21 protein-coding genes and 2 tRNA genes are annotated in these 22,853 nt (G+C 35.2%); 3 read left to right on the top strand and 20 right to left on the bottom strand.

All coding sequences use genetic code 11. The features are described from left to right. Positions 1-11: 11 nt before the first annotated feature. From atpH to GYV61_RS00610, 9 genes are all read right to left on the bottom strand, one after another. A complete protein-coding gene (gene atpH / locus GYV61_RS00650; RefSeq protein ID WP_174794391.1) occupies positions 12-560 on the bottom strand; it encodes an ATP synthase F1 subunit delta in 549 nt (182 codons plus the stop codon). Then, positions 560-1,072: a F0F1 ATP synthase subunit B gene (gene atpF / locus GYV61_RS00645; protein WP_174794390.1), complete on the bottom strand. Its 513-nt coding sequence runs from the start codon at positions 1,070-1,072 to the stop codon at positions 560-562. The genes atpH and atpF overlap by 1 nt, the downstream gene beginning before the upstream one ends. A 45-nt stretch (positions 1,073-1,117) precedes the next feature. After that, the gene (atpE, locus tag GYV61_RS00640) at positions 1,118-1,342 is read right to left on the bottom strand and encodes a F0F1 ATP synthase subunit C (protein ID WP_034981200.1); all 225 of its coding nucleotides are present in this window, start codon (positions 1,340-1,342) and stop codon (positions 1,118-1,120) included. Between the two features lie 18 nt (positions 1,343-1,360). Continuing rightward, positions 1,361-2,074, bottom strand: a complete 714-nt coding sequence (atpB, locus tag GYV61_RS00635; RefSeq protein WP_046324709.1) for a F0F1 ATP synthase subunit A — start codon at positions 2,072-2,074, stop codon at positions 1,361-1,363. Positions 2,075-2,191: 117 nt separating this feature from the next. Next, on the bottom strand, positions 2,192-2,821 hold the full coding sequence (gene upp / locus GYV61_RS00630) for a uracil phosphoribosyltransferase (RefSeq protein ID WP_046324708.1): 630 nt from the start codon (positions 2,819-2,821) through the stop codon (positions 2,192-2,194). Between the two features lie 85 nt (positions 2,822-2,906). Next, positions 2,907-3,911 (bottom strand): L-threonylcarbamoyladenylate synthase, encoded by a 1,005-nt coding sequence (locus GYV61_RS00625; protein WP_174794389.1) that lies wholly within the window; start codon positions 3,909-3,911, stop codon positions 2,907-2,909. Then, entirely contained in the window at positions 3,911-4,759 is an 849-nt protein-coding gene (gene prmC / locus GYV61_RS00620) for a peptide chain release factor N(5)-glutamine methyltransferase (RefSeq protein WP_174794388.1), read from the bottom strand. The genes GYV61_RS00625 and prmC overlap by 1 nt, the downstream gene beginning before the upstream one ends. Then, positions 4,752-5,840 (bottom strand): peptide chain release factor 1, encoded by a 1,089-nt coding sequence (gene prfA / locus GYV61_RS00615; RefSeq protein ID WP_110445990.1) that lies wholly within the window; start codon positions 5,838-5,840, stop codon positions 4,752-4,754. Before prfA ends, prmC begins: the two co-directional genes overlap by 8 nt. A 17-nt stretch (positions 5,841-5,857) precedes the next feature. Beyond that, a complete protein-coding gene (locus GYV61_RS00610; RefSeq protein ID WP_046324704.1) occupies positions 5,858-6,457 on the bottom strand; it encodes a thymidine kinase in 600 nt (199 codons plus the stop codon). 145 nt (positions 6,458-6,602) lie between these two features. Between GYV61_RS00610 and GYV61_RS00605 the strand changes: the two genes are divergently transcribed. Continuing rightward, a complete protein-coding gene (locus GYV61_RS00605) occupies positions 6,603-7,955 on the top strand; it encodes a Mur ligase family protein (protein ID WP_174794387.1) in 1,353 nt (450 codons plus the stop codon). Positions 7,956-8,017: 62 nt separating this feature from the next. On the opposite strand, the gene GYV61_RS00600 is transcribed toward GYV61_RS00605, so the two are convergent. From GYV61_RS00600 to GYV61_RS00590, 3 genes are all read right to left on the bottom strand, one after another. Further along, positions 8,018-9,619 (bottom strand): ATP-binding cassette domain-containing protein, encoded by a 1,602-nt coding sequence (locus GYV61_RS00600; RefSeq protein WP_174794386.1) that lies wholly within the window; start codon positions 9,617-9,619, stop codon positions 8,018-8,020. A gap of 284 nt (positions 9,620-9,903) precedes the next feature. Further along, a tRNA-Gln gene (locus tag GYV61_RS00595) sits at positions 9,904-9,975 on the bottom strand. An 8-nt stretch (positions 9,976-9,983) separates the two neighbouring features. After that, positions 9,984-10,055 (bottom strand) — tRNA-Glu (locus GYV61_RS00590). A gap of 196 nt (positions 10,056-10,251) precedes the next feature. On the opposite strand from GYV61_RS00590, the gene GYV61_RS00585 reads away from it, so the two are divergent. After that, on the top strand, positions 10,252-11,262 hold the full coding sequence (locus tag GYV61_RS00585) for a serine hydrolase domain-containing protein (RefSeq protein WP_174794385.1): 1,011 nt from the start codon (positions 10,252-10,254) through the stop codon (positions 11,260-11,262). A gap of 28 nt (positions 11,263-11,290) precedes the next feature. Here the strand turns inward: GYV61_RS00585 and GYV61_RS00580 are convergent, their stop codons facing one another. From GYV61_RS00580 to GYV61_RS00560, 5 genes are all read right to left on the bottom strand, one after another. After that, positions 11,291-11,467 (bottom strand): hypothetical protein, encoded by a 177-nt coding sequence (locus GYV61_RS00580; RefSeq protein WP_174794384.1) that lies wholly within the window; start codon positions 11,465-11,467, stop codon positions 11,291-11,293. 281 nt (positions 11,468-11,748) lie between these two features. Further along, complete coding sequence (locus GYV61_RS00575) at positions 11,749-13,215, bottom strand: GH39 family glycosyl hydrolase (RefSeq protein WP_194240774.1); 1,467 nt, start codon at positions 13,213-13,215, stop codon at positions 11,749-11,751. 1 nt (position 13,216) lies between these two features. After that, entirely contained in the window at positions 13,217-14,179 is a 963-nt protein-coding gene (locus tag GYV61_RS00570; RefSeq protein ID WP_174794383.1) for an alpha/beta hydrolase, read from the bottom strand. A gap of 1 nt (position 14,180) precedes the next feature. Then, on the bottom strand, positions 14,181-14,498 hold the full coding sequence (locus GYV61_RS00565) for a hypothetical protein (protein WP_174794382.1): 318 nt from the start codon (positions 14,496-14,498) through the stop codon (positions 14,181-14,183). Between the two features lie 90 nt (positions 14,499-14,588). Next, positions 14,589-16,982, bottom strand: coding sequence for a DUF4982 domain-containing protein (locus tag GYV61_RS00560; RefSeq protein WP_174794381.1), 2,394 nt, complete (start codon positions 16,980-16,982; stop codon positions 14,589-14,591). A 105-nt stretch (positions 16,983-17,087) separates the two neighbouring features. Between GYV61_RS00560 and GYV61_RS00555 the strand changes: the two genes are divergently transcribed. Continuing rightward, positions 17,088-18,236 (top strand): helix-turn-helix domain-containing protein, encoded by a 1,149-nt coding sequence (locus GYV61_RS00555; RefSeq protein ID WP_174794380.1) that lies wholly within the window; start codon positions 17,088-17,090, stop codon positions 18,234-18,236. A gap of 387 nt (positions 18,237-18,623) precedes the next feature. Here GYV61_RS00555 and GYV61_RS00550 read toward each other — a convergent pair whose 3' ends face one another. The 3 genes from GYV61_RS00550 to GYV61_RS00540 all read right to left on the bottom strand — a co-directional run bounded on the left by GYV61_RS00550 (position 18,624) and on the right by GYV61_RS00540 (position 22,830). Further along, entirely contained in the window at positions 18,624-19,910 is a 1,287-nt protein-coding gene (locus GYV61_RS00550; RefSeq protein ID WP_174794379.1) for a PTS sugar transporter subunit IIC, read from the bottom strand. A 1-nt stretch (position 19,911) separates the two neighbouring features. After that, a complete protein-coding gene (locus tag GYV61_RS00545; RefSeq protein ID WP_122037484.1) occupies positions 19,912-21,324 on the bottom strand; it encodes a glycoside hydrolase family 1 protein in 1,413 nt (470 codons plus the stop codon). Positions 21,325-21,819: 495 nt separating this feature from the next. Continuing rightward, the gene (locus GYV61_RS00540) at positions 21,820-22,830 is read right to left on the bottom strand and encodes an AraC family transcriptional regulator (RefSeq protein WP_122037483.1); all 1,011 of its coding nucleotides are present in this window, start codon (positions 22,828-22,830) and stop codon (positions 21,820-21,822) included. Positions 22,831-22,853: the final 23 nt, after the last annotated feature.

The raw sequence follows: 22,853 nt of genomic DNA, 5'->3' as shown, positions 1-22,853 counted from the left end.
TTTCACCTCTTTTAATTTTTATTAATTAACTGCGCACGAATCTTATTCAGTTTGTTCTTGACTGACCCATCGATTACGCAATCACCAACTTTTAAAATTACGCCGCCAATAATACTTTGATCAACCTCATTAGTGAGAATGACTTTGCTCAAATTAAATTTTCGAGCGTAACTAGTACCTAATTTTTGTAATTGTGTTTGATCAAGCGCTACTGCTGAAACAGCAACTCCCGTTTCAATTTTTTGATTTTTATTATACAAATCATTGAAACAATTTATAATGTCCGGCAATTCCAAAAAATGATCATAATCCAGTAACAGGTTCAAAAAATTCTGAACTTCTTCTGACAGACCTTGCTCAATCGCAGAAAGCGATTTTGCTTTTTCAGTACTATTAAAAATTGGGTCGCTAAAAACTTTCAAAATTTGCGGATAATTGGAAATAGCCTTAGCTAGTTCTTGTATATCTGCATGAACAGTATCCAAAGCAGCCATATCTTCTGCATAATCAAATAGTGCAGTACCATAACGTGCAGCAATTTCCGCTTTACTTAAGGCCATTATTTATTCAGCCCCTTAATAAATTGATCAACCAAATCTTTTTGGTCATCAGCAGATAAATTCTTCGCAATTACTTTTTCTGCAATCGTAACAGAAATATCTGCAACTTGTGCACGAGCTTCATTTAAGGCATCCGCTTTAGCCTGTGCAGCATCTGCCTTTGCCTTCTCATGAATCGAAGCCGCATTATCATTAGCTTCCGCAACAATCTGCGTGCTGGTTTTTTCAGCATTTGCTTTTGCATCAGTAAGAATTTGCGTTGCTTCTTGTCTTGAGTTCTTCAAGGCAGCTTCACGCTCATTAGCCAAAACTTCGGCCTTTTTGCGATTGTCTGCAGCCGAATCAAGATCATTGATTACCTTTTGGCGTCTTTTTTCCATCATGTCGGAAACAGGTCCCCATGCATAATGTTTAACCAAAATAAGTAAAATTGCAAAAACAATTAAATACCAGATAGTATTACCCAGATAAATATGACCTGCCGAGGCTGCAAATAAAATTTGAAATGTCATTTACTGCCCTTCTCTCTTTTATCTAAATTGTTTTAAATAAAAAAATTAAACGAAGAGAATCAGGAAAGCAACAACAATCGCCAAAATAGGAACGGCTTCAATCAGACCAACACCGATAAACATTGTTGATCTTAAGTTACCAGCACTTTCAGGTTGACGAGCCATGCTCTCAACTGTCTTAGTGATAACTTTACCATTACCCCAAGAAGCTGCCAATGCAGCAATACCAGCTACAATCGCTGCTGAGATATATTTAAAAGCTTGTGACATATTTAAACCTCCAATAAATTATTCTTTTGTAACTTTTTTCCCAACATAAACCATGGATAAAGTTACGAAAACATATGCCTGGATAGAGCCAATGAAGACAGAGAATCCTTGCCAGATCATAGCAAGCGGTGCTGCTAACACCAAAGTGATAACACCAAAGCTAGGAGCAAAGCTATTACCTATTAAAGTTAATAACACTTCGCCAGCGTAAATATTACCATATAAACGCAAAGATAATGTCAAAAAGTTAGTGATTTCTTCAATCATATTGATTGGAAAAAGAAAACTAACAGGTTCGGCATAATTACGCCAGTAGCCACCAGTACCGAATTTCTGCATACCGAATGTGAATGAAAGAAGCAAGGTCATCATTGCAAACGACATTGTCGTTACCGGATCTGCTGTGGGAGATTTTACAAAAATGTTGTCTCCCGCCTTAACCTCTAAGAAGAGGCCCAACTGGTTCATAAACCAAATGTAAATAAAAAGGACAAAAGCATAAAGCGAAAGATGCTTTCGTGCATCAACATCACTGACATTGTCTTTAACAATTCCATCAGTAAAGTCAATCAAATATTCCATGATATTTTGCTTTTTATTTGGTTTCATCTCAACTTTTCTTGATAACCAGATGCAGACAAATAATACGACAGCTGCCATTAAAGTTGAGCCAATGATCCCAGAAAGATCAAATGTCAAACCCAGAAATTTAAAAACAAATGATTGCTCCAATTCTTCGTGACCTCCCTTCTCGTGCCCATATTATCGAACACTCATACAATATTAACACCATTCAATAATTTTGTGAAAAATGTAAGCGTATTTTGCAATTAATTTACATAAAAAAGATTATTTGGTACCAAATAATCTATCGCCTGCATCTCCTAAACCAGGTGTAATATAGCCGTTTGGCAACAATTTTTCATCTTCGGCGGCAGCATAAATATCGACATCCGGATTCTCTTCTTGAATAGCTTTGACACCCTCAGGAGCGGCTACAAGAACAGCCAGCTTAATCACTTTAACGCCCCGCTTTTTAAGCGCACCAATTGCCATATTAGCAGAACCGCCAGTGGCAAGCATTGGGTCAACCACAAGACATTCACGCTCTGCAACGTCTTTAGGCATTTTGCAGAAATATTCGTGAGGCATAAGAGTTTCTTCATCCCGATACATACCAATTACTCCTACCTTGGCTGACGGAATCATTTCCATAACACCATTAAGCATACCGATACCAGCACGTAAAATTGGCACAATAGTCAATTTCTTGCCGGCAATCTCTTTTTGGGTTGTCTTGCCAATTGGTGTTTCAATTTCAACATCTTTCAGCGGCAAATCTCTGGTAATCTCGTAAGTCATCAGTCCCCCGATTTCACCAACTATTCTCCGAAACTCGTTAGAACTTGTCTCCTTACGCCTGATAATTGTTAACTTGTGTTGAATTAACGGATGATTCAAAACCGTAAATTTGCCCATCTTTTTCCTCCTATAAACATAATTACGTTTACGTGTATTTTAATAAAAAAAGCAGAGGGTTTAAAGTCCCTTGCTACTAAAATTTTTACTCTTTGACATAATGATGACCAGCGGCAGCTTTATTAAGCCTGTTCATATATGCCAGAGTATTCTCGCTGCCACTAAATCCCTGCACAAAAATTTGTTTGATCTCTGGTTTATCATCGAAGTAACGTAAACCACCAAATAAATTATGGTCGGCCTCTAACAAGTTTTTACCTAAATTAAATTTATTTGCGGCCGGCAGCTTAATTTTTTCAAGCACATCTGTTAATGCCATTACTCCTGTTGCACTTGTTAAATCAATGTTTGCAAAGTCTTCTGGATCATCAACCACGACTACGGGTGCACTCGGAGCATAATGACGGTATTTCATTCCCGGAGCTTTCGGAACATCTTTATCAGCAACTTTACCACTGTTAATTAAAACTTTTTCACCCAAAACCTGACTTAACTCTGCGGGAGTAACTGCACCAGGACGTAAAACAATGGGCGTAGCTACAGACAAGTCAATAATCGTTGATTCCAATCCAACTTCTGTAGGTCCACCATCAATAATTCCCGCAATTTTTCCCTTTAAATCATGATAGACATGCGCAGCTGTCGTTGGACTAGGCTTAGTCGAAGTGTTGGCGGAAGGTCCAACAATTGGGTAACCCAATTTACTGATCAACTGATGAGTTAAGTCATCATTAGGACAGCGAAAAGCCACAGTATCAAGACCACCAGTTACAGCTTTAGGCAGACTGTGAGGTTTAACATAAAGCAAAAGGGTTAAAGGACCTGGCCAAAATTTTTTAATTAACTTTTGAGCACGCTCTGGCACCTCTTTTGCATAATGAGACATCATTTGAGCATCAGAAACTGTTACGATTAACGGATTGTCACTAGGACGTCCCTTAGCCTTATAAACATTTTTTACAGCCTGTTCATTTGTGGCAATGGCACCCAAGCCATAGACTGTTTCTGTCGGAAAAGCAACCAATTCTCCCTGAGCGAGTAATTTTACTGCATCATCTATTTGATTCTGTGAAAAAATTTTAGTTTCCATTATTTATTCCACTTTCCTTTAACCATGCGTGGCTTTCCAGCTAAATCATTTTTGAATTCAATGGTAAAATCCGGCAGCTCCCGTCCAAATAAATCAACCAGCTGCTCTTTCTCACTGAAGCCAAATTCCAAGAAAAACTCTCCTCTGCTGTTTAAGTGATCACGCACTTGTTTGACAAACTTCTGGTAAAATTCTATACCATTTTTTCCACCAAAAAGTGCCTCCTGGGGTTCATTTTGCAATACGTTTTGGTCCATCAAATCTTTTTCCGTTTCCTTTATATAGGGAGGATTAGAAATGATTTTATCGAACTTTTCAAGACCAATTAAAATGTTTGCTTTTCGAACGGTAACATCAACTTTATGAATCAAAAAATTTTCTTCGCTATTTCTTAGTGCAGCATCAGTGACGTCAGAAGCATATAAATCAAGATCGGTAATCTGCTTTTTAGCAGCTTCTTTAGCTAGAGCTACTGTAATGCAGCCGGAGCCTGTTCCTAAATCAAGCACTTTATCACCACTGGTCAGATTTGCTAAAGCCCATTCCACTAACTCTTCAGTTTCAAAACGGGGAATTAAAACTCCGCGCTGCACTAAAATTTTATAACCAAAAAACCAGGAGTAACCCAAAATATACTGAGGCGATATCCCTTTAGCCAGCTTGCGCACATCCTTTTGTGCTTGCTTAATTTGGTCTGGTGATAATTCCATGTCCTGTTTTAATTGAAACTCACTAGGACTCAGCTGCAGTCTTTCAGCTAGCAAAAAAGCGATATCTTCTGGTCTTTGTTCTGGTGCAGTTTCAGCAGCCCAGATTCTCAAGCTTTTTAAAGTGTCAATTTTAGACATTCTGTTCGGCCAGCTCCTCCAATTGCTTTGTTTGATTATATAAAATCAAAGCATCAATAATTTCATCAAGTTCTCCATTCATTACCCGATCAAGCTTATTAAGAGTCAAACCGATACGATGGTCAGTTACCCGGTTTTGCGGGTAATTATAAGTTCTGATGCGCTCAGACCTGTCACCTGTACCAACAGCATTTTTTCTCTTAGCATCATACTTATCACGGTTTTGACTTTCATAGTAATCATAAACACGCGATTTCAAGATCTGCATGGCTTTCTCCCGGTTTTGCTGTTGACTTCGTTGATCCTGCATTGCCACTACAATGCCAGTAGGTAAGTGCGTCATGCGCACAGCACTGGAGGTTTTGTTAATATGCTGGCCTCCAGCACCACTGGAGCGGTAAACATCAACTCTAATATCTTTGGGATCCAAGTCAAGGTCAACCTGTTCATATTCTGGCATGACGGCAACCGTAGCCGTTGAAGTATGAACGCGGCCTTGAGATTCAGTTACAGGAACGCGTTGCACGCGGTGCGCTCCGTTTTCATATTTAAGTTTTGAATAAACCTTGTTGCCAGTGATCATAATGGCAACTCGTTTATAACCACCTACTTCAGTTGGCTCACTGTCGACGATAGAAACCTGCCAGTTTTGTCTTTCAGCGTATTTTTCATACATTCTGAGCAAGTCTCCGGCAAACAAGGAAGCTTCATCACCACCAGCTGCTCCTCTAATTTCCATAATAATGTCTTTATCATCATTAGGATCTTTGGGCAACATTAATATTTTGATTTCATCTTCAAGCTTAGCAATATCCTGCTCTAACTCGTTATTTTCATCTTTGGCCATCTCAACCAAATCTGAATCACTTTCGTTTGCAATAATATCCTTATTGTCTGAAATTTCTTTTTTATCAGCCTTATATTTGCGATATTTTTCAACTACATCGCGTAAATCTGCTTCTTCCTTAGAAACTTCCATGTACCTTTTGGTATCATTGATAACTTCCGGGTCAGCCATCATTTCCTGTAATTCGTCATAATGAGCAACAAGACTTTCAAGCTGTGCCATAATTTTATCCATGTTGTTCTAATCCCTTCCTATCTTGTTTGATGCGGATGAAAATAATGAAACCGACAAACCGGGTAATAACTTTCATCCCCACCTATTTGAACCTGTTCACCCTCGTAAACTGGTTTACCATTGTGTATCCGTTGATTCATTGTAGCCTTTCTACCGCAGTAGTGGCAAATTGTTTTGATCTCTTTTATTTTATCAGCAAAAATCAACAAATTCTTGGTTCCTTCAAATAAATTATTTTGAAAGTCGTTTTTTAAGCCGAAAGTCATTACGGGAATGCATAAATCATCAACAATTTTGGCACATTCTACCACATGATGACGTTCCAAAAACTGGGCTTCATCGACAAAAACGCAGGCGATTGCGCCGTCACCTTGTGCTTTTTCCTGTTCGTTCAACTTTTTTATATAAGCAAAAATATCAAAATCATGGTCGATCGGAACTGCCTTTCGGTGGAGCCCAATTCTTGAAGCCACAGTGCCTACACCACTACGATTATCAATTTTACTGGTTAACAAAGCAATCTTGCGCCCCTGAGCCTCATAGTTATGAGCATCTTTCAGTATTTCTAAAGTTTTGCCACTGCTCATCGTGCCGTACTCAAAAAATAATTGTGCCATTTTTGCTCCTTTGTTTCATTTAAATTCATCTAACTTATCTAGTATAATGTAAAAATAAAATATGTGTAGTTAAATGGTTATAAAAACTCGTTTTCGGTTTATGGCTATGCTATAGTTGATAATGATTTTAAAGCGAGGGAAAAATATGAGTTTTAAATCTGTAATAGCAAAAAGCGCGGGTAAATCAAGCTACTGGTTTTTACATAACGTTTTAAAAGGTGGCACTAGTTTTCCCGGCAAACTGGCAATGAATCTTGATCCGGAGATTTTAAAGACACTGGCTGACGGCTATGAAACGGTCATTGTTACAGGAACAAACGGTAAAACCATGACTACCGCATTGATTGTGGCGGCATTAAGAGAAAAATACGGTGACGTCTTAACCAATCCATCAGGTTCCAATATGCAACAAGGAATCGTGACGGCTTTTTTAGCCCATAAAAAGAAAAAATCATCCAGACCGATTGCAGTGTTAGAGGTTGACGAAGCTAATGTCAAAATGGTAACGGAACTGCTTCATCCTAGTGTGTTTGTTCTTACCAACATCTTTCGCGACCAAATGGATCGCTACGGGGAAATCTACACCACTTACGAAAAAATTGTAGATGGCATTAAATTAGCACCTGAAGCTACTATTATAGCCAATGGTGATGCTAGCATCTTTTCTTCAGTCGACTTGCCTAATCCTAAAATTTTTTATGGCTTTAAACTGCCAAATGATAATCCGCAAAATGATACCAAGGCTCCAGTTAATACTGACGGCATCTTATGTCCTGACTGTGATCATATCTTACATTATCATGAAAGGATTTACGCCAATCTGGGAGATTTTTTCTGCCCCAACTGCAACTATCGCAGACCCAAGTTAACCTATTCTGTGAACAAAATTATTGAGCAGACGCCGAATAACCTTGAGTTTCAAATGGGCAGTAAAAACTATACTATCAGCATTGGCGGCACTTACAATATTTATAATGCTCTAGCTGCCTATTCAGTGGCGCGCTATTTTGACCTCAGTGAAGAAGAAATTGCTCAGGCTTTTGCTAAAAACAAGCGGATTTTTGGCAGACAAGAGTTAATTAAATATGAAGGAAAAGAAATTGACTTGATCTTAGTTAAAAATCCGGTGGGATTAGATGAAGTGCTGCACATGCTTAACACTGAAAAAGATGATTATTCCTTAGTTACATTGCTTAACGCTAACCACGCTGACGGCATCGACACTTCCTGGATTTGGGATGGTCAATTTGAAGACTTAAATCACGATCAAATTAAAAAAATTTTGGTTGGCGGCGAGCGCTGGCACGACATGGGCTTTCGATTGGAAGTTGCCGGTTTTGATCCGGGGAAAATGGTTACCTGCACTGACAATGAGGAAGTAATCGCTAATATTGCCAATTTGACGACGAAAAAGGTTTACATTTTGTCTACCTATACCGCTATGCTCTCTTTACGTAAGACTATGGCTGAAAAGAAGATAATTAAGGCAGGGATGTAAAGCAGCAATAATATTAATGAAAAACCCGTAAAATGTGCAATGAAACATTTTGCGGGTTATTTTTATTTTGTATTTTGCGCTAAGTTAAAAATCTTAACGTTATTTTCTTGCGCAATTTTTTCATTATAATTGTGCGCCACTTCAATAACAATTGAAGGCAGTTGGTAAATTAAGCGGTGAACTTCATCCGCATTTTGATGATCCAGGCTAGATGTAATTTCATCTAGTAAAAAGATCTTCTTATGACGTAAAAGTCCTCTGGCAATAGCCAGTCTTTGTGCTTGTCCACCCGAAAGACTGCTGCCTTGCTCTTTAATTTCAAAATCCAATGCTTTGCTACCGAGCTCTTTGTCTAAACCTACCTTATTTAAAGCAGCAACTAATTCTTGGTCTGTGAAATTTTGCAACAGAGAAAGATTTTCGCGAACTGTTCCTGCAAATAGCCAAATATTCTGTGAAATAAATACAAAATCTGAATACTTCAATTTGTGTCCGCCAAATTCTACTTCACCTTTTTCAATTGGAATATATCCTGCTATTGCATTTAGCAAAGTTGATTTACCAACACCTGAAGGTCCAGTAATGAGCATTTTGTCGTTTTCATCTAAGCTTAAAGACAGATTTTTAAAAATTTCTCGATCGCCACGTTTAACTGACAGGTTTTCAACAACCAGTTTATTGTCAGCGACTGGCTGATCAATTTCTTGATCCGTTTTTGTTTCAGTCCAAGAGATCTTTCTAATTCCTTCTGTACTTTGAATTTGAGTTTCAAAATTGGTTAACTGTCTAAAACCACCGACTACATGATCCGCAGTCAGAGTCAAAGTCAAAATTGTACTTACGGTAACACCTAAGATGTTATTTTTGGCCATCCATAACCCTATGAAAATTGGAGATAGGGTTATTACAATTGCAAATAACCAAGAAATAAACTGCAGAACATATTGGAAAGCATTCAATTGGTAATATCTCTGTTCCTCATTATGCAAAGAATGATCAAATTTCTGCATAAATAATTTTTTAACACCAAAATTCGTAATTTCAAAGCGTCCTGCAAATAAGTCACGTGTGATCGCTAAAAAGTTTGAATTCGAGTGACTCCAAACTTCGGTTTTAGTCTTCATTTTTTCTTTACCCATATAACTGGGAAGAAGTGACAGGAAAGAAAGAGCTAGATAAACAAGACCTAAAACTGGATTAGTCATTAATACTACGACTGTAGAAGATATGACTGTCATCAAACTTTGAAAAAGCAATAAAAGCGGTTCAAAATACTTTTCCTCTATCTGTTTGGAAATACTAGTCATGTTGTTCAAAACATCAGATGAATCTAAATTCGGATTGTTAAATGAACTGGCAAAATTTGCTCTGAAATATATAGCCTTTATCTTTTCATTTAAAATTTGAATTGCTTTTTGCATTAACAGGCAAAATAAGAAAAGAGAAATATAAACGGTTAGATAGGACAAAACTGCGGCAATTCCAAATACGATTAAACTGCGACCATCCTTGACATTAAGCCTGGGAATATAACCTAAAATGTAACCATTTAATACTCCTTCAAAAGAACTAGTAACGCCAAAGATAAATAGGCAAAATATCATCCATGGCTTGAGATTGCTTAAGACCCACCTTACTGTAACATTTACCTCTTTTTTGTTCATGCTTTTACCTCACCATTCAAGTTATTCTTTGTTGTTGTGCATTATTAAAGCACAATTAAAACAAACTAACAATAAGTTTAGAATAAGAGGTCAAATTTTGTAACTAAGTGGGCTAATAAACGGGTCTAGGTGAAAAAATAAAATTTACCAACAAAAAAACACAATCCCCCAAAAATTTCAGAATTGTGTATTTAATCTTAATTAATAAAAATAAATTTTTCATTAGCTCTGATGGGCAAATTTGTTTTTCAACTCTCATAAACCCAGTTGTTGAGCTATTTTTATTGGGATATCCGGGCTCGAACCGAAACATGCAGGAACCAGAAACCTGTGCCTTACCATTTGGCTATATCCCAGTGTTAAATCACCCGCACGAGAATTGAACTCGTAACTCCACCTTGAGAGGGTGGCGTCTTAACCATTTGACCAGCGGGCAAAATCAACAGTAATTATTATGCTTGAAGATACACGTAATGTCAAGTAGTTTTCACGCTTTAGCGGTAAAAATTATCGAACTATCCTTTTGACAATCGAATATCGTTTTCAGTTGACTGTCAATAGCCACATTTTTCAAAATTAATTTGAGAATTGTATATAATAGAGTAAGATACTTTTACTAAAGGATAGTTTTTATGATTGACTACTCAAACACCCAGAACTTAATCGAATCAATGGTCACGGAGCGCATTGTACCGGGTGTGAATTATGCTTTTATTAAAGATGAACAGGTTTTTACTTCAACCGTTGGCTTTGCGAGTACTTACCCCAAGGTGACGCAACTGAGTCCGTTTGCCATTTATGATTTAGCCAGTCTGACCAAAGTGATTATCACTGAAAATATTTTGCTTAAATTATATCAAGATGGACAGCTCAATTTTACTGAACCACTGCATGACTTTATTCCTGAATTTAAAGATGAGCGTGTACGTCTTTTTCATCTGCTGACTCACACCAGTGGAATAAGGGGCTGGATTAAAAATCGGGATCAATTATCTCGCGACGAGTTAATCGATGCTATCATCCATTTGCCTGTAACAGAAGAATTTGAACATAAAATGCGTTACGCAGATACCAATTTTATTCTTTTAGGTTTAGTAATCAAAAAAATATTGGGTAAACCAGTTCAAGAAGTTGGTCAAAAAATAATAATCGAGCCCGCTGGACTCAAAAATACGACTTTTAGACCTGAAAAAGACTTATGTGTTCCCACTGCAGTTTATCAAGGAAGAGTTTTACAAGGAATTCCTCACGATCCCAAAGCACGCCAATTAGGAAGTGATTGTGGCTCAGCCGGTCTGTTCTCTTCTATGAACGATTTGGTTAAATTAAGTAAGGGGTACTTGGGCTTGGATAAAAGTATATTGCCTTATAGTCAAAACTTAGTCGCAAAGCTATTCGAAAATAAAAATCCCCAAGGCTTAAAGCCTCGTTCATGGGGTTGGGATCTACGCTTTGATCCAGAGTTGCACTACCCCTTAATTCTTCATACGGGATTTACTGGAGTTCTGATGCTTCTCGATAGAGTTAAAAAATCTGGCTTAATTCTTTTGACCAATCGCATACACCCTACTGGCCATAATCAAGTCTTCTTAACAATGAGAGAAAGAATCATTCAAAGCTTTTTAAAAGAAAACGACCATTAAAAAAGCAGCTTCATATAGAAGCTGTTTTTTAACACTTTTTACGCTTAGGCCAAAAATGATAAACCAGATCTACCACTGCTTGAGCAAGCATGCCACCAGCCATCCAGTACATTCCCATCATCATATTGCCCGTAAAGGTAAAGTAAGCAGTAATAGCGTATACCACTACCCACAAAACTTTAAAAAATAAGTTATCACACATCATTTGTAAAAAACTCCCTTCAATTTACTTAGAATTATACCGTTTTTAACGTAAAGAAGGGGGTTATTTCAAGTTATTTAATCACATTAAAGCTCAAGTTTCATTATGATCTGCCATAATTGTTATTAATTCAAAATGTTTACATTCGTAAGCATTAACGAACTTTTTTAAAAAAATTTCTTTGATAAAACCTATTTGATCATTTTTGTGAGTTATGTAATTTAATTGCTTTTTTAACTATCAAAAAGGACTTTAAAATTACAATTCTAAAGTCCTTTTATTTGCTATTCAAAATAATTAGAAACTGTAATCAATGCACATGATTGTGGCATTAGTTCCAAGTTAATCTTGCCATCTTGCATTTTTAGGCTTTCCGCTTTTAATTGTGAAGCAGCACGCAATTCTTTAACTTGCTCATAGTTAACATAGGTTGGTTCTCCCATCTTCTGCCACAATTTCTTTGGATTAGCATGGGTTTCATCAATTCTGTTAATTTCACAAGTACCACTAATTGTTTTGTCCAGATTTATTTCCAATTGCTCTGTTTTTATTGGCTCTTTTGGCACATTATGATTATATGCGACGATTTGCAAATCTTTACCTTTTTGAACAGCCAAAATTTCTGCAGTAGCATTATTATTATCTTCAACTTTTATTCTTTGATCACCGAGATTGTGGAATATTTCAAATAATCTATAAACAGGTTTTTCTATACCATCAACTGTTTGCAGACCAAAGCCGCCGTGAAATACACCTGGCTTTTGGGATTCTTCTTCAAAAATGTCTGAGAATGCCCAATAATCATAGCCTTCAACTAGTCCATCATTATCAGCCAGAGTTTTGGCGACCATTGCTGCTCCATAAGGAGTATCATGAGCGGAATCGCCAACCATCGCTGAAACGCTCCATTCTGTATAAAATAGTGGGTAGTTTTGAGCTTCTTCTCTTGTCTTCGAAGTCATAACTTTAAGTATTCCACGAGGATAATCTTGTGAAACTCCATTAGTCTTTTTAAAGAATTCGTCAATATCCATGCCACTTTCCCACAAAGGATCATCTGTGGGATAATGATGTGTTGAAATAAAATCTAGCGGCAAATGGTTTTTCTGACAAAAAGTTATCATATCGGGTATCCAGGAATTGTAAGATGTGGCAGGACCACCAAAGCGAAGCTTTTCATCAATCTTCTTAGCAGTTCTTACTGTTATTTCATATAAGTGGAAGTAATCTTCTTTGGTACCTGAGAAAAAGCGCGATAAATTTGGTTCATTCCAAACTTCAAAGTACCAGGACTCTACTTCATCCTTACCATAGCGGTCAAGAATATGCTCTATGAATTTAGCAATTAGATTCTCCCACGCTTCATCAGATTTAGGCATGGAATTATTGCCACCATAAGGAAAGATTTGATTCTGTTTTGAAGCTAAACAGCTGGGCATAAAGCTTAATTCTACAAATGGTTTCATGCCTATTTTTAGTAAGAAATCATATATTTTATCAATATTAACAAAATTATAGGTGATGCCTTGTGATTTGCCCGTAAAATCAAAGTTCTCAATGCAGACACTCATTTCATCGTCGAACAAACCATGAAAACGGACAAATTTAATACCCATATCCTGATGTACTTTTGTTAATTGCTCTTGATAATCTGCTCTCAAAGCAGTATAAGCATGACCACTACCAACACACATTTCCCAATAATGTGGAAACGGTGTTTTTTTACTTGAATTTATTTTAAAATCTAGCATTCTAATTTTTTCCTTCCATTTTTTCAAAATCACTGACTGCAGGCAGTTTAAGAGCAAAATTATTTTCTAACCACTTGGCACATAAATTGGTCCATTGATTAACAACAGGAGAAATTTGAGATTTAGAACCAGCAGCAGCTTGTGAAGCCAAGCTTAGACCATGAGTACCTCGATCAAAAACATGAATTTCATACGAAATATTATTTTGGGCTAAAATGGAAGCCAATTCCAGTGAGTGAAGCGGATTAACTAGAGGGTCAGTTGCAGTTGTCCATATGAAAAATGGTGGTGTTTCACTATCAACATGATCAACTGGGCTAAGTTTGGTTTCAAGCTCTTTATCTGGAATTTCTGTCCCACAGGTAACAATGTTTGAAGCTGTCATAAAGTGGTAGTCCGTAAGGTTATTTTTTCTCTTTTCAAGATCGGCATCTAAAAGATGATAGTCAGTGATGGGATAACCAAGAATACCAAAGGCTGGCCGTAAATCATTTTTGTCTACGCCTAAATAATCTGTAAGAACTGGCTCATTAAATTCTGTGGAATAAAGAGCGGCAACATGTCCGCCAGCTGAAAAACCGCATACACCAATTCTTTCGGTATCAACGTGCCACTTTAAAGCATTTTTTCTGATCAACAACATGGCCTGACCGAGTTCTCTTATCTGCTTAGGATAAATCGTATTTTCCTTCTTGGGCAAAGTCTTTAACAAATCTGACATTTCTAATGTATCTGAGAAGTATGTAGTATATCTTAAAACAAAAGCGTGATAGCCAAGCGAAACAAAATACATGGCAATTGGTTCAGCTTCGCGATCAGAGCAAGTGAAGAAGCCTCCACCAGGGCAAATTATGACTGCTGGTCTACTCTTGCCATTTAAAGTTTCTATTGAGTCGTCTAAAACATATGTTGTCAGCGATGCAGATTGATTTTCTTTACCTAAAAATATTTTTTTGATTTTCATTTTAATCTTCTCCTTTTTCATTACTTTGTTGTTTTTCTACTCGACTACCGAATCTGGTAATAAACAATACACCTGCAGTCACAACTGATACAGCTATGCCAGCCATAAATGAATCTTGGCCTGGTGCAATCTTTACAGCTGCTAGTAACATTGGCACAATCATGCCAGCTACGGAACCAAGTAAAGTAGTGATTGAAACTGCTAATGGAAATTGCTTTTGATCAGTTAAAATTGACATCTCATAGGGGGCTGTGGCGTTAACAAGCATGCCCGAAAAGGCGTTGCCAATGATGTGCAAAACAACGTTAGATGAGAACACAATGCAGATAAAAGATAGAGCAAATTCATACTCAAGATACCTATGGCCTTAGAAATTTGTTTTTTAGTCATGAAAGTCACCTTCGTTTTCTTAGTCAAAATCCACATTAAGTTTAGGCAAAACATTTTCATCGTGTTTTACAATCACAACAGCTTTACCAGAAAAAAGTTTAATTTTACTTAAAGAATATTCGCTGTTATCAGAAGGGTTGCCATTAGTCAATCCGATGATCTGACCATTATTTGCTTTAATTTGCAACGAACTATTATCATCGGGAACAAAGTGATTTTGTCCATCAATTGCCTTTAACTCAAATAAAGTACAGTTTTTGCCCCGGTACAAAATAGCAGTATTTACTTTACTAATTTTGTCACTGGTTTCCTTTTTATCTTTTTGCACAAGCTTATCTTTCACGTATCCTTTAGCTAAAAGTTCTCCAGGTTCATATTTAATCTGCCAATTACATTCATAGTTTTTAACGGCTTTTTTGCCTAAACTTTTATGGTTGATAAACAGTTCAACCTCATCCAGGTTTGAAAAAACTCTGACTTCGGTTTGACCATTTTCAATTGTTAAATCAGTTTTATTCCAAGAAGGCATGAGATGAAGTATCGGCTGATCTTGCCATTGAGCCTGATAATAGTAGAAATAGTCTTTAGGTAGACCCCCTAAATCCATAATTCCAAATTGAGAACTAATACCCGGCCAACCAAAAGGTGACGGTTCACCATAATAATCAAAGGCGGTCCACAAAAATACACCACCCATATATTCATGTTTATGCAGGTAAGACATCACAGTTTCAGGACGTGCAGTCCCGCCTACTCCCGGATCTCCCGGCTTTCTTTTCCCTGGTAAAACCATTGAATATAAAGAGCCAAAATTATTAGTGTGACAGTTTTCAGCGTCGTCTTTGTAAATACCACGTGTTGAAAAGTACGATGCGTTTTCAGTACACATCATTGGTAAGTTCGGATGACTTTGATGAATAAGTTCAGCTCCTTCACCCATTACACCTGCTTCAGGATAATTGACTCCTAATATGTCAAAGTACTTGATGTAATCGTCATTTACTTTCCCCTCTGGATTTAACAATTCTGCAGAAATTAATAATGTATCAGGAGATAAATAACGAATAATTTCTGTGATCTTTTTTACTGAACGACAACCATATTCTGTATTGCCGATAATCTCTTCATTGGCAATTGACCAAAATGAGATGCATACATGGGATCGACTTTGCTTTACCATTCTAGTCAAATTTCTTAATCGCCAAGGTGTAGCCTCTAAAAGACGGTTTTCATCAATTAAAATTATTCCCAAGCGATCACATGCGTTTAATAACTCTTTTGAAGCAAAGTGGTGTGAACTCCTAAGCGCATTAACACCCATTTCCTTTAGCCTTTTGACTTTAAAATCAATAATATCTTGATTCAAAGCTATGCCAACCCCACCAAAATCCTGATGCTCACATACACCTTTCAACAGATAAAGTTTGCCATTTAAATGAAAACCATTGACATCATAGCTGACTGTTTTAATACCAAAAGTTTGCTTCAAAGAGTCATTTTCAATTTCCAATCTTGCTTGGTATAAATGAGGATGCTCAGGCGACCATAATTTTGGTCCTTTTATCTCAAATGCTTTGTTAAACCGTCTGACTGACTGAGATTGTATTGTCACAGTCGCAAAATCAATTTGAGTCGTTTGATTTATTGTGAGTTTTGGCGTGACAGAAATAGGGTGATTTAAATCATTTTTGACAACAAAGCTGATCAACATTTTTGCATTTTGATCATTTATTTTCGTTGTCCTAAAGTAAAACTCATCGCTTTCTAAATGGACTAAATCTCTGACTTCAATCCAAACATTCTTATAGATTCCGGCTCCTTCATACCACCACCCTTCAGAACCGGTTGTTGTATCGGTACGCACGAGAATAACATTATTCCCATCGCTAGCGAATCTAATTATTTGTGAAACATCATAGTCTATCTCTACATAGCCACTGTCATTGTGTCCCAAATAACAGCCATTAAACCAAATATCACTTGACCCCATAATGCCATCAAAATGTAACAGATACTCCCTATCTTCTGATGAATCTGTTGCAAGTTTAAAAGTCTTGCGGTAATAGGCTATTCCATCAAGTTTAGAACCGGTCATCAACGTATTCGGATCATTTTGATATGGTTCACGTCTTTTCCAATCATCAGGTATATTAATTTCCTGCCACGTTTTATCCAAAGACTTAATAAAATCTGTACCAGCCAAATTCTGTAAACCTTTATCGGGATCACCATTAGATATTAAGTTTAAGAAGTGATTACCTCCCGGACCAACTGGAATAATACTGCCAGTTTCATTTTCAAGTGGAGCCGTTAACCCACCAAAAGCATACGATTTTTTTGCTAATAATTTTGGTTTTTGGATTTCACCCAAATGAAATTTCCAGTTATAATTTAAAGAAATAGATTCGTTCATATTTGCCTCCATTTTTACTTTTCAATGTAATTATAAGCGCTTTCATAGACTAACCAGATATACTTTTTAGTGCTAAATTTAACAAAATTAGTGTTAGGAGAAAAAATGAATCGTCGAATTTATATGTCTTACAAGGCAATTCAAAAGTACTTGTCATTTTGTTTTTTTAAAAGACATCAAAAAATTTCTTTACTGGATGCAATTTTGCATTTATATCAAAAAAGTAATTATTCGTATGAATTGCCTAAAACTCCAAATTCTTTAAACAAGTCTCATGATATTTTTTCACTCTATCAATGTTTGCAAAATTTACATGTTGACGTAACAGCCATTATCCAAAAACCCCAACAGCTATATAAAAACGTGTCAGAGTCTTATTTCATGTTTGAAGAAAAAGATGCCAAAATTTTACTGCAGTTTCAAAATGAATTAGTTCATTATCATAAACACGACTATTTTGAAATAGACTTAGTATTAGACGGAGAAACTAAGTTTTTCACCGATAATTCAGTCTCTACCTTACACAAAGGTGACCTAGTAATAATTTCACCTGGTACTTCTCATAAAATAGAAGTCATTGAGAGTAGTATCGTTATCTGTATTGTGATGAAGAAAAGTACTTTTGATAATTCTTTTTTTAACTTAATAAAAGCTGATAACATACTAGCTGATTTTTTTAACAAATGTCTCTATAGTTCTACCGAAAACTATTTAACATTTAACGTTCAAATCACAGAGAAAATTTTAGGAATAATCCAAAATATATTCATTGAATCTTATTCTTCCTTACCACAATCAAACGCGATTTGTTGTGACTATATTTCTATTTTATTATCCTATGCTCTACGCGGTTTAAGCGAGTCAAATAATTTTAAAACTTACGATAATAATCTGACCAATAGATTTGCCAAAATCATTAATACTATTAAAGTTAACTGTGATACTGTTAAGTTAAAAGATTTGGCTCGGCAATATAATTATGATAAAGCGTATTTGGGAAAGTTGATTTCTAAAAAGACAGGACATTCTTTTAACTATTTACGCAACTACTACCGCATACAAAAAAGCTGCAATTTACTGAAATATACGGATGAAAGTATCAATAGCATCAGCGAACAAGTTGGCTACAGTTCAGTCAACAGCTTTGAAAGAAGTTTTCAAACTATACTCCACCTCACACCCAGCGCATATCGCAGAAATTTTAGAGAGACTGTATTTTTATCCTTAGAAAATCAAGACATTAAACGTTTATAAAGCAAAAATTAATTTGGTTAAGTTTATTAGTTTAAATTTTGTAATAATAACTATACAACTAGAATAAAATCAGCATTATTGCATCATAAAATTGATACATAGTTAATATTAGCTAAAGCTATTCTTTTAAGCTTTGAAAAAAGATTGGATATGGCTTAATCAATTTCAATTAAAAATAAGTTTATGAATTCTGGATTTCCTTGCTTGTAATAACGACTATTAAATTCAAATAGGATAAAACTTTAATTAGGTTTTCTAAACTATAAATTGATTATATGTTGCCTCTCTAATATGTATAAACAACTGTATTTTATTTTTTGCATAAAAAAGTAAATAGTTTCTGACTATTTACTTACAAAATATATCTTAATTTTTTCCTTTAAAATTCTAATCTTCGATTTTACTTCTTATTTTTCCATCCGTTTCCTTTGCTTCTTCAGCTGAAATAGTCTTGTCATATGCTTTAATGAACGGCATACAAATGAATATATCTAAAATAAATAGTACTACTTCTAAAATTGCTAGTGAAAAACTGCCATTTATAATTCCCGTAAAGCCCAAAGGAACATTAGTTACTAGTATTCCAGCATAACGTGCAACTATTCCTGTTTTGATTACATAGTATCCAATAAAAGCGTTTAAAGCAGGTACAATAATATAAGGAACTGCTAAGACTGGATTAAATATAATTGGAAAGCCGAAATTCATTGGCTCTGAAATGCCAAAAAGTGCAGGTACAATAGCTATTTTACTTGCTGTTCTCATTCGCTTTGAACGGGCAAAAATTAAAACAGCTATAGCAAAAGCAGGATAAAATACTGCGACTGTAAGACTATAATTAAAGGTAAAACCAATAATGTTAGGAATTGATTTACCTGCAGCATAGGCAGCTTGATTAACAGCATCTAATTGAAACAAGATAGTACCTAAAATTGATTCCACAAATCCCGGGTGAATACCAAAAACCCAAAGCAATTGCACTACTATGTTAATTAAAACGATTGACCAAATATTATTTCCAATAATTGCGTTTAAAGGAGTTTGCAATAAGTAATAAATCAAATCAAATGCCGATTTAAATGGAGTAGCCAAAAAAATCATTCTGAGAACAAAGGCTACAAATGCAATTACGAAACCAGGAATTAAAGCGCTAAATGAATTTGAAACATATGGTGGCGTTCCTTTTGGCATTTTAATTGTCCAATTGTGATCATTAACAACAAATTTATATAACTTCACTACAATCCAGGAGCCAATTATAGCAGTGATCATTCCTGCTGGTCCTAAATAGTCGTAAGTAAGATAAGCAACTGCTCCTTTTTTCATTAAATATGTTGGTAGTAAAATTAAATAAAACATTATTGATAACAATCCAATATGTTTATACTTCACATCATACTCATCGGCAAAACTGGAAGCGCAAGTAAATGCAACTAATACTCCCAAAAAATTAGTTGTTGAATTAGTTATCATAGATAATGATGCAGCAACACCTGTACTTTGAATAAAACTCTGCCAAGCAGGAATTCGTAGTCCATTAAAAAGACTTGCAAAAGCGCCAACTACTATCAATGGGAAAGTTCCCATTACACCGTTTGATAGTCCTTGTATTACTTTATTTTTGCTTACTTTATCACTTAGTTTACCCAACTTAATAGATATTTCATTATTCATTTTACTCCTCCAAGTTTTCTCCATTAGTAGCAATCACCTTTTTATACCAATAAAAGGACTTCTTAGGTATTCTTCTTAAATCCCCTTCTCCTTCATCGTCCAAATTAACATAAATTAATCCGTATCTTTTTCTCATTTCTCCTGTTCCAGCACTAACTAAATCAATTGCACTCCACACTTCATAGCCAAAGACATCGACACCATCTTTATTAACAGCATCTTTCAATGCTTGAATATGAGCCTTCAAATAATTTATACGGTAATCGTCATTAATTTCACCGTTTTGAAAGTTATCTTCCGTACCTAAACCATTTTCAACAACGATTAACGGTTTTTGATACCTCATGTAAAGAAATCTTAGGGACATTCTTAAACCTATGGGGTCAATTTCCCAGCCCCATTTTGTGGCTTTTAAATATGGATTTTTAATTCCAAAAACAACATTTCCTGAAGATTTATCTGATGCTTTAGTAGAGTCTTCAGTTACTAAGGAAGAATAATAACTAAAGCTGACAAAATCTACAGTGCCCTTTTTTAAAGTTTCTAAATCATTTTCAGTAATGTCTAACATTAAATTCTCTTCATTGAATTTATTTATAACTTTCTGGGGATATTTTCCAAATACCTGTATATCCCCAGCTTCCAAAACAGAATCTTCCATGTCAAATGAAGCTTTGATATCCAATGGATCACAAGTTTTGGGATAAACGATTGGAAAAAGTATCATATTTCCTACTGAATTTTTAGGATTAATTTTATGACACTCGATTACAGCTCGTGCACTAGCTACTAGTTGGTAATGTAAAGCCTGATAGATCACTTGATCACGATTTTCATCATTTTTTATTACTATTCCTGCAGGATTCCAAGGATTTCCGGAAATAGCATTTATTTCATTAAATGTCAGCCAGTAATGAACGTCATTTTTATATTCTTGAAAAACCGTTTTTGCATAATTAACAAAAAATTTTATAAGTTTCCTATTTCTCCAAGAATGGTATTTTTTAACTAAATTTAATGGCATTTCATAGTGAGATAACGTCACTATGGGTTCTATATTATATTTATGCAACTCATTAAAAACATCATGATAAAACTTCAGTCCTTCTTCATTAGCCTTATTTTCATCACCATTGGGAAAAATTCGTGACCAAGCAATAGACATCCTATAAGACTTGAATCCCATTTCGGCAAATAACTCGATGTCTTCCTTATAATGATGATAAAAGTCAATCCCTAAGTGACTAGGATATTTCTCCCCGTTTTCAACTGTATCAGTAACTATTCTTTTCTTATGCAGTGAACCTTGAGTCAAAACATCAGCCGTACTCAATCCTTTACCATCTAAATCAAAAGCACCTTCAATTTGATTAGCAGCAGTTGAGCCACCCCATAAAAAATTTTTCTTCAACATTGTTATACTCACATTCATTTTTTAATTTTGTCTTATTACTATTAATCTGAGATTAGTTATTGCAATTATCGTCAGAAATTTTTATTAGCACAGTTTAAAAAACATCTTCTAGTATTTATTTTGCAAATATCATCATAAACTCTTTTATTAACTGAATAGATATACTTATTAGTGTCAAATTTAACAAAATTAGTAGTTTGTGAAAAATTAATTGTTCGTAGATTTAAAATTAAAATTTTCAATAACACCCAAATATTTAATTATTCGATACTAATTCTATTTCACATCACAAAAGTTTTTATATGAATGAATATATTCTTCTATGTGAGCTTTTCAATTTATCATTCACATCACTCTTCTTTCTTTATTAAAATTAAAGCGCTTTAATTTTAATAAAGTATATGATTGTTATAGTAGGCAAACAATATGCAAAAGCTAGACAAATTATGTTGATTTCACAGATTTTATTAAAAAAGAAGACATAAAAAAATACCATTATCTGGTATTAGAACGGTATTTTGCTGGAGAAATGCCAAAATATTGTTTGAAAATTTTATAAAAATAGGATGCATTTTCATATCCCACTCTCGTGGCAATCTTTTCAATCGAAACCTTAGTGTATGTCAGATATTTTGCTGCTACATTCACTCTTTGCAGCTGGACTAACTTAATAAATGACAAACCAGTTTCATTTTTTAAATAATCTGATAAATAATTAGGATTAAAGCCAAAATGCTGCGCCATCTGATCCAATGTGATCTTAGAATAATTTTTTTCAATATACAGTAGCAAAGAAAGTAAATTATTGTTTTTCTTTTTTGAGTCAGTGACCGATGCTTCTCGATAATATGTTTTTCGTATTAGCAAGGAAAACATAGTCAGCATTTCCAATTTGATAATCTGATCTGATTGTATTCGAGCACCATAATATTCATCAATGATATCGTATATGACAGCAGTAATTTTAGGATCATGATCAATCTCGAATAAACTGTATCGTCCTTCACCATGATCTTCATCTGACAATAAAGAAAAAAGTAAACTTGAAATTGAAATGCCTTTTCCTTTTGATTGCAAAAAATCCAGTTCGTTCAAAGAAAAAGCAGATGTACGCAATTCAATATTTAAAACTACACCATTTTTGCTAATCGGTTCCACTTTGTGAGGTGTTTTGACACCTACAAAAATCATATTATCCTGCTTAACTTTAATACGTTCATGTTCAGTTACTAAGACACAGTTACCCACCAAGGGAACGTTAATTTCTACATAATCATGTATATGAAATGGAATATATGATTCTACGGGTTGAACTGATATTGTAATTGAACTACTGTTTAGCACTAAGTTATCAGAATAAGTATTGAAGAATTCATAAACAGGTTCACTATTAATATGACCAGCAACTTTTAATTTGAAATCACCATTTTTAAAATCTTGCAACATTGTATTCCAATCTCGAAAGCTATTATTCTGACGTAACATTTGAATTATTTTTTCGTGCATTTTGATACCTTTAAGCTTATGAA

The sequence above is a fragment of the Lactobacillus melliventris genome, from assembly GCF_013346935.1.
Taxonomy (GTDB): Bacteria; Bacillota; Bacilli; order Lactobacillales; family Lactobacillaceae; genus Lactobacillus.
This window is presented reverse-complemented; position numbering and strand designations above follow the sequence as displayed.